The organism is Pseudoalteromonas sp. SR45-6, from assembly GCF_014163545.1.
GTDB lineage: Bacteria > Pseudomonadota > Gammaproteobacteria > Enterobacterales > Alteromonadaceae > Pseudoalteromonas > Pseudoalteromonas rhizosphaerae.
In genome coordinates this window covers 167974-181783 of record NZ_JACJDM010000004.1, presented here as the reverse complement: position 1 = coordinate 181783, position 13810 = coordinate 167974, and the positions used below count along the sequence as shown (strand labels likewise).

13 protein-coding genes are annotated in these 13810 nt (G+C 40.9%); 6 read left to right on the top strand and 7 right to left on the bottom strand.

All coding sequences use genetic code 11. The features are described 5' to 3' along the window. Positions 1-481 (top strand): energy transducer TonB (locus H5158_RS03715; RefSeq protein WP_182739474.1); only part of this gene is annotated, 481 nt, incomplete at its 5' end. A 146-nt stretch (positions 482-627) separates the two neighbouring features. On the opposite strand, the gene H5158_RS03710 is transcribed toward H5158_RS03715, so the two are convergent. After that, on the bottom strand, positions 628-873 hold the full coding sequence (locus H5158_RS03710) for a DUF3297 family protein (RefSeq protein ID WP_149982278.1): 246 nt from the start codon (positions 871-873) through the stop codon (positions 628-630). A 79-nt stretch (positions 874-952) separates the two neighbouring features. Beyond that, a complete protein-coding gene (locus tag H5158_RS03705) occupies positions 953-1114 on the bottom strand; it encodes a hypothetical protein (protein WP_182717542.1) in 162 nt (53 codons plus the stop codon). A gap of 111 nt (positions 1115-1225) precedes the next feature. On the opposite strand from H5158_RS03705, the gene H5158_RS03700 reads away from it, so the two are divergent. The 5 genes from H5158_RS03700 (at position 1226) to H5158_RS03680 (ending at position 8936) form a co-directional block, all read left to right on the top strand. Beyond that, positions 1226-3298, top strand: a complete 2073-nt coding sequence (locus H5158_RS03700; protein ID WP_182739473.1) for a TonB-dependent siderophore receptor — start codon at positions 1226-1228, stop codon at positions 3296-3298. Further along, positions 3288-4433: a DUF1624 domain-containing protein gene (locus H5158_RS03695; protein ID WP_182739472.1), complete on the top strand. Its 1146-nt coding sequence runs from the start codon at positions 3288-3290 to the stop codon at positions 4431-4433. Before H5158_RS03700 ends, H5158_RS03695 begins: the two co-directional genes overlap by 11 nt. A 399-nt stretch (positions 4434-4832) precedes the next feature. Beyond that, positions 4833-7106, top strand: coding sequence for a ferritin-like protein (locus H5158_RS03690; protein WP_259399408.1), 2274 nt, complete (start codon positions 4833-4835; stop codon positions 7104-7106). A 13-nt stretch (positions 7107-7119) separates the two neighbouring features. Continuing rightward, on the top strand, positions 7120-8061 hold the full coding sequence (locus H5158_RS03685; protein WP_149982274.1) for a DUF692 domain-containing protein: 942 nt from the start codon (positions 7120-7122) through the stop codon (positions 8059-8061). Further along, positions 8058-8936 carry a DNA-binding domain-containing protein gene (locus H5158_RS03680; protein ID WP_182739470.1) on the top strand — a complete coding sequence of 293 codons (879 nt, stop codon included), beginning with the start codon at positions 8058-8060 and terminating at the stop codon, positions 8934-8936. Before H5158_RS03685 ends, H5158_RS03680 begins: the two co-directional genes overlap by 4 nt. A gap of 45 nt (positions 8937-8981) precedes the next feature. On the opposite strand, the gene nudB is transcribed toward H5158_RS03680, so the two are convergent. The 5 genes from nudB to H5158_RS03655 all read right to left on the bottom strand — a co-directional run bounded on the left by nudB (position 8982) and on the right by H5158_RS03655 (position 13796). Further along, positions 8982-9425 carry a dihydroneopterin triphosphate diphosphatase gene (nudB, locus tag H5158_RS03675; protein ID WP_182717536.1) on the bottom strand — a complete coding sequence of 148 codons (444 nt, stop codon included), beginning with the start codon at positions 9423-9425 and terminating at the stop codon, positions 8982-8984. A gap of 65 nt (positions 9426-9490) precedes the next feature. Continuing rightward, entirely contained in the window at positions 9491-10219 is a 729-nt protein-coding gene (locus tag H5158_RS03670; RefSeq protein WP_182717535.1) for a sulfite exporter TauE/SafE family protein, read from the bottom strand. Between the two features lie 28 nt (positions 10220-10247). Then, positions 10248-10937 (bottom strand): pirin family protein, encoded by a 690-nt coding sequence (locus H5158_RS03665; protein ID WP_182717534.1) that lies wholly within the window; start codon positions 10935-10937, stop codon positions 10248-10250. Between the two features lie 116 nt (positions 10938-11053). Beyond that, on the bottom strand, positions 11054-11950 hold the full coding sequence (locus tag H5158_RS03660) for a LysR family transcriptional regulator (protein ID WP_149982269.1): 897 nt from the start codon (positions 11948-11950) through the stop codon (positions 11054-11056). Beyond that, positions 11943-13796, bottom strand: a complete 1854-nt coding sequence (locus H5158_RS03655; protein WP_145240191.1) for a monovalent cation:proton antiporter-2 (CPA2) family protein — start codon at positions 13794-13796, stop codon at positions 11943-11945. The genes H5158_RS03660 and H5158_RS03655 overlap by 8 nt, the downstream gene beginning before the upstream one ends. Between the last annotated feature and the right edge of the window lie 14 nt (positions 13797-13810).

The following is a 13810-nucleotide window of genomic DNA, read 5'->3' as shown; positions in this document are numbered from 1 at the left end:
TAAACCAGAGCTTAAACCGAAGCCTAAACCAGAGCTTAAACCAGAATCTAAGCCCCTAGAGAAACCAGCCCAAGGTGCAGAGGGTGCAAGCTTAGCAATAAATGCAGAGAGCGTTGTCTCTAGTAATAAAAAAGTTGCAACGAATACGCAAAGCTCCCCCCTTAACAAGGGGGCTATTAATGCTAGTTTTGCAAACAAAAAAAACTATGCAACGACCTTATTAACATGGCTAGAAAAGCACAAAGAATACCCAAGAATAGCTAAAAGTAGACGCCAGCAAGGCACTGTAATCGTATACTTTATAGTTGGTCGTGACGGTATGATCGTCACAAGCCGCATAGAGCAAACATCGGGTTACCCAGCGCTGGATGATGAAGCCCTCAAAATGTTACAACGCGCACAGCCATTACCCGCCATACCAAATGGTATCGCAGGCAATAATCTTGAGCTTGTTGTACCTGTTGAGTTTTTTATAAGGTAACGGCTTTTAATTGCCAAGGTATCAATGAGTTTAAATAGAGCCGAGTGCAAAAAGGTATTAAAGTAATGTTATAGCGTTATCTAGCGCTAAGTAAAAATCAGTGATGAAAAAGCCGACAAAAGTCGGCTTTTTCAATTATTTAGCGGTTACTTATAAAACGCTTCTACTGTGCCTTTTACTTTCATAAGTAATGGCTGGCCGCGGCGGTCTAGTGCTTTAGGTGCGGCTACTTTGATCCAACCTTCACTGATGCAGTACTCTTCAACGTCAAAACGCTCTTTGCCGTTAAGTGTAATGCCGATTTCATGCTCGAATACTTCTTCTACATAAAATTTGCTACGTGGGTTGATCGAAAGTTGATCTGGTAATTCTGGTTTATTTGTATCAGTCATAATTGTGATCTGCATTGAATATATTGTGTGCCATTGTAGGCAATACAGGCCTTAGGCTCAATATACTGATCAAAATAAATTAACTGCACAGTTGCTTTGATTGCTTAATACAGTGGCTAATTATTTCGTCACGAGTGACATCTTTGTCAAAGTAATAATCAAAGCGCATAGTGAGGTTAGTCGCTTGCTCTTGCTCAGGCCAATGCCATTTACGAACAAGTTGCAGAGTAGCTGACACCATAGCATTTAGGGTTGGTATTATTTTTTATTAAATTGAACGTTATATTGTATCACTGCTTTGCAATTATGTTATATTATATCCAAACAAGACTAGCAATCATTAAAGTGGATCATGAAGTACTCAGCATTAACTCTTGCCTTTGCAGCACTCTCTTTTGGCTCTAATGCCACAGAATCAGATATAGAAACCATCACAATTGCACATAAACAAGCCTTTAGAGGAGATATTCCTGTTAAAGAGCTGCCGCAGTCAATTACCACATTAAGTAAAGAAATGATGGTTGATAATGGCATCACTAAATTCAGGGATGCACTTGATTTTTCTGCCAGTATTTCTCGCAAAAATAATGGTGGGGCATTGTGGGATAGCTACTCTATAAGGGGGCTATCGGGTAATGAAAATATGCCATCAGGCTATTTAATTAATGGCTTTAGTGGTGGGCGAGGTTTTGCGGGCCCACGTGATGTATCTAACATTGAATATATTGAAGTGTTAAAAGGCCCAGGTTCTGCACTCTATGGTCGCTCTGAACCAGGCGGTACAATTAATATTATTACTAAAAAACCACAGTTCTATCAGCAAGGCCAGTTAAAAGCTGAACTTGGCAGTGATGATCATAAACGTGTGCAAGGTGATTACACTAACGGCCTAACTGAAGATATTGCATTTCGAATTAATGGTGCATGGCAAGATAGTGACAGTTTTCGAGATCACGTACATCATGATAAGTTTGTGATCACGCCTTCGGTGTATTACAGCATCAATGATAAATCGTCATTAACGTATGAGTTTGAGTACGTTGACCAGCAGCAAATGTATGACCGAGGTATTGTTGTACTTAACGATAATTTTGATACCGTACCTAGAAGCCGTTTTTTAGGTAACCCTAATGATGCGCCAACTAAAGTGCACTCTCGCGGACACCAACTTAATTATGACTATGACTTTAATCGCGACTGGTCACTCTTATTGGGCGCTAACCATCGTACCGCTACGTTAACAGGTTTTTCGTCTGATGCTGAACTATCTCCTCCAAGACAGACTTTGTCTTTAGATAATCCTATGCTTACGCGTCAACACCGTTATAGAGATTATTACTCTGATGATTTGTCAGTACGCGCAGAATTAAGTGGTCATTTTGATCTTGCTGATATCACTAACCATGTTTTGATTGGTGTTGATGGGTATGACTATGAGCTTCGCACTGGGCTTTATCGTTATCGTGGTGGTAAAGATACGTACACATTAAATATTTATCAGCCAAACTACAGTGAAGGGCAAGGCCCCGATGTTGCGCAACTGTATGAAAACAATGAAAAGCAAAAGGCATACGGTATTTATGTACAAGATCAGTTAGACCTTACCGAGCGTTTTAAATTAATGCTGGGATTGCGGTTTGATGAAATTGAGCAGAATATTTTCGAGACTAAGTCAGGTGTTGCTTCAGATAGCACGATGAATCGACTTAGCCCACGGCTAGGCATGGTATATGAGCTAAATGATGCGATTAACCTTTATACCAGCTATTCCGAAGGGTTTATACCTTTAAGTGGTACTGACGCTCAGGGTAAATCGTTTGGTTTTGAAGAAAGTGATTCCTTTGAAGTGGGTGTGAAGTTCGGCTTTGACAACGTTAGCGGTATCATCGCTTTATTTGATGCTAGCAAAGGCAACATGTTGGTGGCTGACGATAAGGGTTATTCAAAACCTATTGGTAAAGTAACCAGTAAAGGTATTGAGGTTGATCTGACTGGTAGTTTAGGTGAAAACACTCAGTACACACTTTCGTATGCTTACGTAAAGGCTGAAACAGCCAAAGACATGATTAATGTTGAGTGGTTAGAGCCTATACCTAAAGGTAGCCCGTTAGTTAACGTACCAAAAAATAATTTTTCGCTTTCTTTAAATCACAATACCCGTGTACTTGAGCAAGACATTAAATTTGGTGGTCATTATCAATATATTTCAGAGCGACTAGGCGACCCAGTAAACTTATCTTTTAACTTACCAAGTTATCAGCTGGTGGGTTTATTTGCTCAATGGCAGGCGACTGAACGGACAAATGTTTCACTTAATGTTGATAATGTATTTGATGAAAGCTACATAGCCAGTAGCTACAATGCATTATGGGCCTACCCTGGTGCACCAACACAGTTTAAATTGGGTATAACATATGACTTCTGAACAAGTTAAAAACCGTATTCATAGTATCGATATCATGCGTGGCGTGGTTATCTTATTAATGTTACTTGATCATGTGCGAGAGCGTTTTTTCTCGCAAATGCCGGTATTAGACCCAATGGATGTTGACGTTACCTCTCCAGGGCTGTTTTGGAGCCGTTTTGCAGCGCACTTTTGCGCGCCAACCTTTATCTTTTTAACAGGGCTTTCGGCGTGGCTTTATAGCCACCCAAGCTCAGGTAAAGTACGCTCTGCACGTAGTTTTTTAGTTAAGCGGGGGTTGTTTTTAATTGCCCTTGAAGTTACGGTTATTTGCTTTTTGTGGATTTGGTTTATCCCGACTATTTTTCTACAAGTGATATGGGCTATTGGCCTGTGTATGCTGGCTCTGGCATTACTAATTAACTTACCGCAACGACTATTGTTAGCATTGGGTTTATTGATTGTTTTTGGCCATAACTTACTCACACCAATTACCTTCAGTCCAGATGAGTGGGGTTATACCTTATGGACTATTCTGCACGATCGCGGCTTTATCTCTGAAGGTGGTTTAGTTAATGTCAAAATCAGTTACCCAGTATTACCTTGGATTGGGGTTATATTACTTGGTTACTGCGCAGGCCCACTGTACGCACATAATCGAGACAGTGAAGATCGTAAACAGTGGCTGATTGGTTTGGGCTTAGCGTGTATAGCGTTATTTGCTATTTTACGCGGCTTAAATATCTATGGCGAAACGCTACCTTGGCAGCAGTTTTCAACAGCAGTGCAAACGGCTATGTCGATATTTAACGTTACCAAATATCCACCTTCACTGAGCTTTTTATTAATCACTTTAGCGCTGATGTTTTTTGGCTTATGGTTTTTTGAGCGTCCGTTAAATCGCTTTAGTAATGCTTTAAGAGTGTATGGCTCGGTGCCGATGTTCTTTTATATTTTTCATCTTTACGTTTTATTGATTTTATACACAATTTGCAGAGCTATTTTTGGTGCTAATCATGGTGCATATTTTGCCGTAAATGATATTACATGGATTTGGTTAATTACGGTTGTGTTAGCCGTTACGTTATATTGGCCAACTAAGGCATTTAGTCACTATAAGCGCAAAGCAAATAAACCTTGGTTAAAGTATTTATAGTAACAAACAGCGGTTATAGCGCCGGCTATTTATCCACTTGTTATACCTAGCTTTTGGGGCTGGGTATAACAAGGATATTCAGTATTAAATCTTACTTGCAAATCTACAATGATGCCGATAGAGGTAAATATTCGCAGTAAAATGATTGCTACTAGCGGGTAAACGATATTACTGAGCCGAAACAGCATAATGCTTGTTGGGTGAACGGACGCCACTTTAATGTGCTTATCAACGCGCTTTTTACTGTTTTTGAATAAAGTATTAGTTTTACTTCTGTACCAAATATCTACTTTTGTAATGTATTGTAATACTGCATCGCTGATGAAACCTTCTACACTCATTTGACTTACGCGACAAGTTTCTTGGTCGCATATAACTGTCATCATGGAGCAATTGAAAATGCAGAGTGCACAAAAGGCGGTAAGGATTAACCTCGATCTTGATCTTAAAGTCAGCATCAAACAATACAAAAAAATTAAAGAGCGTCCCGTAAGTTACAAAGACGCTGATATTGCGTGTATAAAAGCCATCGCACAAGCTGCGATTAACGTTGAGTTATTTACCATCCCGTTATATATGACAGGTCTGTATTCAATACAAGGCATGCATGAAATAGGTGGGGATGAAGGCTTGTATCCCGAGCGTTTATGGCCTGGGTTAGGGGCAACAGCAGGCTTTATTCCTAATGAACGAATAGCAAAATTAGATATTACTCCAACGCCAAAACCCAGCAAGCCATTGAGCGTAAATGAACAGGCGTTTAATGCTGTTTATAGTGTGTTTATAGAAGAAATGCTGCATTTACAGTTGGCTTCTAATATCGCCAGTAAACTAAATCTAACTCCTTCATTTACCAGTAATGCACTGCAAACAGAAAAGTTTGGTTGGCATTGTTATGACGATACAACGCAAATCCCGCATATCTTAGATTTTAAAGACTGCAGCCGTGATTTATCAAAACTTAGCCCTAAAGTGAAAGAATACTTTACAACTCACTTTCAGGGTCAAACGCTACAAGATATGCGAGTCAATGCAGCTGCATTGACAAAAGAGCAGGCTTTACTGTTTTTATTGATTGAAGAAACCGAGGAAAGTGCAAAAAAATTAATAATTAATAAAGATTTAGATGGAGTTCGCCCTAAATACTTTGAAACAGCTCCTTTTGATTGGTTTAAAGCAACAGATACAGAAGTTGATTTACCTATGTTTGGTTCTATCGGGCATATGTATTGCTGTTATTGGGACTATCTTGAAATTGTGTATGAGGATGGTAGTAGCTTAATTGATATTTTGGTGAATCCAGCTAAACCTGATTCCGTGCAACGTGATTACTTTAATACTCGTGACTCAGCCGAATATAAACCGCAATACCCGGGGATTAATGGTTCAATCAATGAAAGTAATGATCTAGATAAGTTAAAAATTGAAATTGTTAATAATATCAATGCAATAACGGATCAAGGTGAAGGTAAAGGTGTTGTTTCTGAAATCTGCAGCCGCTGGGCGGCAGAGAGTTGGGTAATAACGTATTTGCAGCAACAAACGGTAGCATTGAAAAGCACACCGATTGAGGCAGATGATCATCAGGTCGCTGCTAAGTTTCAACCTAATGCTGATAACCTAAAAGAAGATTACCCAGCGGATAGCGCTGGGCAAAAGCCACTTCCTGTATCTGGTATTGCATGCGCACGTATTACAAATACTAAAAAAGATCATTTTATTACCTTTGCTGATGTACTTGATTTGATTATTCAATATGAATACCAAGAGGGTCAATCTTACAGTGATAACAACGCGGCCCAAGTGTATATGACCTGGCAAACGTGGCATAACTTGTGCGGTAAATTTACAGTAGCAATGCTTAACCCGCAAGGTGGCGATAAGGCTAAGCATAAGCACCCAGATTTACCTGCTGTAGTTGATGTAGAAAAAGCATTGAATAATTTGTTTTCTAGCCCTGAACGTCGTGCACAAACACATCAAATTTTTAGTGAATCAGCGGTTGGCACTTTAAAAGGACTTACCACAGCATTGGATCGCTATTGGGGTGGTAAAACGACTGAGTTTCCAGGTCCTGCAATGGGGGGTTCGGGCGATCGAGTATCTATTTGTTGGGCTACAACAGGGCAGGCTCCAGATCTGGTTGCGGGTATTGCGGATATGTCTAAGGATGTTTTATACCATGCGTGCCAAGGTATGGATTATACAAAAGAAAATTCAAATAATTTACCTCCCGCAACAGTGTTCCACAGCTGTAAAGGTTCGAACAATTGCAAAGCGCAAGGTGGGTGTGGGTTTGTGCATAGCACAACACCGGGAGGAAGCTGTGGTGGTAGCGCCCCTGCTGATGGTCCATTTAGCGCTCCTGCAAATAACAAATGTAATAATTTAGGTGGTTGTGCTGTGCCGATTTCTGCCTCGCAGCTATTCCCAAAAGAGCCATCAGCAAAACCCCAGATGCAATTATTTGAATTTGGTGATGGACCAGACTATGCATCTACGGCTAAACCATATACCGACCCAGAAACAGGTAAAGTTCTAGAGCAAATGCCATTTAAAGAAGGTGATGCGGTTTACAGTATCGCGTGGCAGGCCTATTGTAATGCAAAAGGAGTGCAAACTACGCCGCCACCTGCAGATGATATTCGCTTAGCGCTTCCGCCTTCAACTTAATTGGATTGAATACATGACATCATACATACAGAAGCAGCCTTTTGCTGCTTCTGCTATTGAGCAAATAAACCCGCTAGGCTTTGGTTTGGGGTTGCGCAGTGAGCATTATCCGTACTTAATGCAAAAACCAGTAACAGGGGTTGATTGGTTTGAGATCATTAGTGAAAATTACATCGATAATTATGGCTATGGCCGTCATGTATTAGAACAATTGATGGCTGATTTCCCTATTGTTATGCATGGTGTGTCTATGAATATAGGCAGTAGCTCTGCGCTTGATTTTGACTATTTAGAAAAGTTAAAAGCATTGGCGGATTTTGTAAAACCAGCGTGGATATCAGATCATCTATGTTGGACAGGCTTTGCAGGAGTAAATAGCCACGATTTACTACCTATGCCGCTTACTGAGGAAAGCTTAAAGCATGTTATTAACCGGGTTAATCAGGTACAAGACTTTTTACAGCGGCCATTAGTGCTGGAGAACCCCTCTACTTATTTAGAGTTTCAAAACTCGTCGCTCACGGAGCCGGAGTTTTTTACGCAGCTGGTCGAACAAACACAGTGTGCTATGCTGCTAGACGTTAATAATGTTTATGTGTCGGCGTATAATCACGGTTTTTGCCCAAGGACATATATAAAAAACTTACCGCTTAAAAGTATTGTGCAAATGCATTTGGCGGGGCCAACACTCAGCGGGCATTGTTTGATAGATACCCATGATAAACCAGTTCCTGAACCTGTATGGGAATTGTATCAACTCGCGCAATCTTTATGTGGGCCTGTCTCGACTTTACTGGAATGGGATGCAAATATTCCTGCGTTTCCTGAATTAGTCGCTGAGTTAAACAAAGCTAAAACTGTATTAGCGGGTCAAATTCCTCATGCTCCAGTACAAAATAACCACCAACAAGGTTGTATTTCTACACCGCTGGTTTTAGCTAAAGAGAAATTATGAGTGAACATTCATTGAGGCAAGTGCAGCATTGGTTGCAAACAGTATTAATTGTTCGTGGTGATTTGGATGATAAACTCTTACAGGCATATGCGCATGATGGCGTTATGCTTGATACGCTAATTAAAAGTACAGATAAAATTTCAGCCCAGCAGCGAGTAGATATTTACGCTGCAGGTTATGTGCTAAGGCTTGTGGATTGTTTACGTTGTGAGTTTTCATTGTTGGCGCAGTATATGGGAGATACGTTATTTTCCACATTTGCTAAAGCATTTATTGTGACGGTGCCTTCTAAAAGTTGGAGTCTATATTATTTAGGTGAGCAATTCGCCGAATTTTTAGCACAAACTAAACCACAAGGTATAATCGATGTTGCTCAACAAACTATGGTCGATTTACCTGCTCAAATAGCCTTATTTGAACGCACCAAGTCTGAGGTGTTAGTAGCCCAAGGTCTTGAAAAAAATGTAACGGCAACCGAGCTTTCTATCGAACAGCAAATGCTCACGTGTTTAGTAAATAATACTGATATTCAAGCGGCGCCTTGTTTGCGAGTAATAACATTAGATTACCCTATTTTAGAGCTCATTTCACAAATTGAAGCCTGCATAGCAAAATTAGAAGTAATGCCTGATGAGTTGATTTTACCTATTCAGCAACCATGTTACCTTGCTTTAACACGTATACATTATAGATTTAGAGTCTGGTCTTTAGCTCATTGGCAGTATTTGCTACTCGGTTTTTGTATACAAGGAAGTAGCTTTAATATGGCGATTAAGCAAACAGCATTACAGCTAGAGGTTTCTAGCGATGAGTTAACCTCAGACGCAATGATGTGGTTGCCACAAGCAATCAATATGTGCTTGTTGTTTCAATAAGTGCTACAAGTAAGCAGTTAACCTAATTGATAACAATTAAATAAACTATAACGCCAAGATTTCATCGCGATTACTTGGCGACCAGGCTTTGTCAGCCGCTTGTTGTTGCGTTAGCCAAATAAAATCAGTGTGCTCATTCGGATCTAAAGTAATGGCGATATCATCGGGTACGCAAATACTAAAAACATACTCAGTATTAATTAACGCATTGGCTTGATAGCGGTGTCGCCATGACTCTCTAATGGTATATTGATTGGTTTTTTGGTGATCACGTATTGTTAAACCCAGTGCGCGGGCATCTATCCCTGTTTCTTCTAATAGCTCACGGTAAGCTGTCACAATAGGCGTTTCGCCTTCATCAATCCCGCCGGTGACTGATTGCCAAAAGTTAGCATCATCGGTACGTTGGATCAGTAAACAGTCTTTATTTTTTTTATAAATAACAACCAGTACAGAGAAGGGTTTACGAAGTGGTTGGTTATTTAACAAAATAGAGCCTTAAATAGCGTTTGTTGAATCAGTTTACCTAACTACGAAATGTTTAACTAGCCAGATCACATCACTAACAACCAAATACCCAGCAACAAGAGTAGTACATTCATTATTTTCAGAAACTGCGAAGTATTGAGTTTGCCCTGCAACCAGATCCCTAAACGATTACCACAAAAAGCAATCGGCAAGCTGGCAAGTGCAATTAATGCCCACTTTATTTCGATTAAACCCAGACTAATAAAGCCAATAAGCTTGACGGCATTCATCATCGCAAAAATAATCGCCACAGTTGCGACAAATCGTTTCGGTGGTAACTTAATGGTACTGAAATACATTATTAAAGGTGGGCCGCCAGCATGTACTAAGGTACTTACAATACCGGCTAAACCGCCCATAGAGAAGGCACCTAAACGGCTATTTAAGGCATTCAAAGTAAACTTGCTAAAGGCTAAACTGCGAATAGCAAACACTATACATAAAATAGCAATCGCTGTTTTTATAAACGCCGCATCTAACCAGCCAATTAACGCATGTGCAATAACTACGCCTACCAATAAACCCGGTAGTAAGCGTTTAAGTTGCTGTATATCCCATTGTTGCCAGTAACTTTTTAAACTAAAGACATCGGCAACAATAAGTACCGGTAGCATCAAACCGATTGCGGCAACGGGGGGCATCACTAGCATTAGTAAAGGGACACTAAACACTCCAAGCGCTCCTGCAAAGCCTGATTTTGACACGCCGGTGAGCAATACGACAAATGCGATGATAGAGAGGGTTGTTACTGTCATTGGTTTTTCTACTTACTGATTATTTACTTTATGCTGGTAGATCAAACCACAGCGCTTCTAAGCTGCTGGTGGCTGTTAATATTACCCGTTCATTGCGATTTAGTGCAAAGGCATCGCCGTTACTAAAATTTTGCTTGTTTGCGTCAATATGCCCGCAGATAATATGCAAATAACCTTTTCTATCCGCTGTTTGCAATGTATGCGATTGACCCGCATCAAGTTTTAAACGATAGATACTAGCATCTTGGTTGATGCTCACGCTGCCGTGTTCGCCATTTGGTGTAACAAGTGGTGTAAGCTGAGTTGTTTGCGGAATACTTTTTTGCTCATAGCTAGGGGCTATACCACGCAATTTGGGTTGTATCCAAATTTGTAAAAAGTGCGCTGTTGCTGAATTTGAAGCATTATATTCGCTGTGCATAATGCCACTACCGGCACTCATCCGTTGCACGTCACCAGCAGGAACAATGTATTCATTACCAGTGCTGTCTTGGTGTTTTAATGCGCCTGAAATGACATAGGAAATTATTTCCATATCTCGGTGTCCGTGAGTGCCAAAGCCTTGGCCTGCAAGTACTTTATCTTCGTTGATCACTCTAAGTACTGACACCCCCATGTGTTTTAGATCATGGTAATGGCCAAATGAAAAACTATGCTGACTTTGTAACCAACCAAGATCAACTTGGCCGCGCTCGCTGGCTTTGCGTATGTAGTGCATAACTTAACTCCTGATTAAACGCTAATTTGAATAGCAGCAGTATAAGTTTTATAAGGAAGATTAAAATCGCTTTTAAAAGGATTATTTGTTCTAATTAATAGAATGAAAGCCCTTGATTAGCAATCAAGATCAGCCTGCATTACTTGATATCGTAACTCGCCAATGAATGTGCGCGCTGCCGGGCCAAGGCGATCACCGTCTTTAAATAGTAAATGTAGCATGGCACTGCGCTTACTATTGTGGCTAAGATTAAGGGGCTTGAGCCGATTTTGTGCTAACTGATTGGTAATCGCTGTGCTAGGTAGCCAAGCAAAGCCTAAGCCGTTGCTGATCATATCAATGGAAGTCCGCATATGGCTTACTGTCCAGCGCTGGTCGGCACCTAACCAGCCACCGTCTTGTTTATTGTGTAAGGCTGAATCGCGTACCACAATTTGTCGGTGCGATTTTAAATCTTCAAGGGTGATAGGTCGGGTGATGCTATGTAACGCATGATCTGGGTGCGCAACAGCTGTAAACTCGATATTGCACAACTCTTCACTAAACCCGGCTTTGCCAGTGAATCCCGATATTGCAATATCGGCACTGGTGTTCTCTAGTAATTCATTCGCGCCAGTCAGTACTGATTCGTATAATTCAATACGTAATAATGGATACATTGCCGAGGTATTGTTGAGTACTTTATAAAGCAGTGCTTGCGGAAAAACTTCATCAACAGCAATACGTAATTTGCTTTCAATCCCCTCACTGAGGGTCTGCCCAATTGCTTCTATTTTGGCGGCTTCATCGAGTAGGTAATTAGCGCGGCGCATCATCATCTCACCAGCTTCGGTGATCACGGTTTTACGTCCTTCAATAGTAAATAACTTAACACCTAAAGCGGTCTCAATTTTACCAACAGCATTGTGAATACTTGATTGGCTTTTATAAATTTTTAGTGATGCTTGATTAAAACCGCCATGTTCAACCACAGCCCTAAACATACGCCATTGCTCTAAAGTTATTTTAAGCATCTTTATGGTTGTCCTCGCAGTCACCTTGGTCACAGGTATTGAGTGATTCTCTGGCACGTTTATCTTGATTGAGTACTTGTTTTAGATCTTCAGTACGTTGGCGTACAGCTACACCATAACTGTGATCATCGCCCCACAGTTTTGCTAGTTGCAGTACTGAGGCACGATCGTGCTCTCTAAATAAGTGTCCTGCGCGCTGCGAGTCTTCTTTTGAATTTCCTAATAGTTCTAGGGTTTCAACGGCAAGGTTGATGGCAGAGTCAACGGTTTCTCGGTTAAACGCATCAACGTGCAAATTAAGTAATTGGTAAGCATGGCGACGATCTTTAGCGCGCGCCACAATCTTTAAGTGCGGAAAGTGTTTGCGGACAAGTTTAACTATTTCGAGAGTTTTGTCGGCATTATCAATAGCAATAACCAGTAATTGTGCGGTATCAGCTCCAGCGGCTTCGAGTAGTTCTTTACGTGCTGCATCACCATAATGCACCGTATTACCAAAGCGGCGCAGCAGATCAATTTGGCTAGGACTGTGATCAAGGACACTAATATCATACCCTTGGGTGCTCAGTAAGCGCCCCATAATTTGTCCAAAACGGCCGTACCCAGCAATGATTACGTGTTTGGCTGGGCTTATCTGCTCTGGTTTATCAAACTCAGGTTTTGTTGTTGTGTTGCTACGTTTTTGTAATGTGTCGTAAAGCATTAATAGTAAAGGGGCTATTAACATTGAGATGGCCACGACTAAGGTGGTTAAGTTGCTTTGTTCTGGGGTTAAAATTTGCAATGTATTAGTCATCGTCAGGAGTACAAAAGCAAACTCACCACCTTGTGCTAGGGCTAAAGTGAATAACAGTTGCTGGGTATGATGAATTTTAAAAGTTCGTGCTAAGGCATACAAAACAGCGGCCTTTACAACAATTAAAGCTGCAACCAATGTAACCACTAAAGTAAATTGATTAAATAACAATGCAAAGTCGATAGAGGCACCGACAGCGACAAAAAACAATCCTAATAACAGTCCTTTAAAGGGTTCTATATCGGCCTCTAACTCATGACGAAATTCACTTTCTGCCAGTACCACACCCGCTAAAAAAGTCCCTAACGCTGGAGATAAGCCAACATTTTGCATAATCAGCGCAATCGCTACCACTAAAAATAACGCAAATACAGTGAATATTTCCCGCATTCTGGTTTCAGCAATGTACCTAAATAGTGGCGCAGAAATATACTTACCAGCTAAAATAATTGCCGCGATCACTGTTACTGAGGCGGTTACTTGCCCCCAAACTGGCCAATCGGCAGTTAGCGAATTATGCGTGCTGGTGGCATTTAACATTGGCTCAAACGCCAATAATGGTAGTAATGCTAAAATAGGAATAACGGCAATATCTTGAAATAGCAGTACCGAAAACGCATTTTGGCCGGCTTCATTTTTCAGCCAACCTTTTTCTTCCAGGCTTTGTAGCACAATTGCTGTTGAAGAAAGCGCGAGCATTAAACCAATTGCTAGTGCTGTTTGCCAATGCATGGCCATAAACCAATAACAAATTGCAAAAATTACCGCGGCTGTTAGGGTTACTTGCAAACCCCCAAGCCCTAAAATAGAGTGGCGTAACTTCCAAAGCCTTGCAGGTTGTAGTTCAAGGCCGACTAAAAACAGCATCATTACTACACCAAATTCAGCAAAATGCATAACAGACGTTTGATCGCCCACTAACCCCAGCAAATACGGGCCAATTAAAATACCTGCCAGCAAATAGCCGAGCACGGAGCCTAACCCAAGGCGTTTTGCGATAGGCACCGCAACAATGGCTGCGGCTAAATAAATTAATGCGATCTCTAACATAGTTGTCCTTTGCT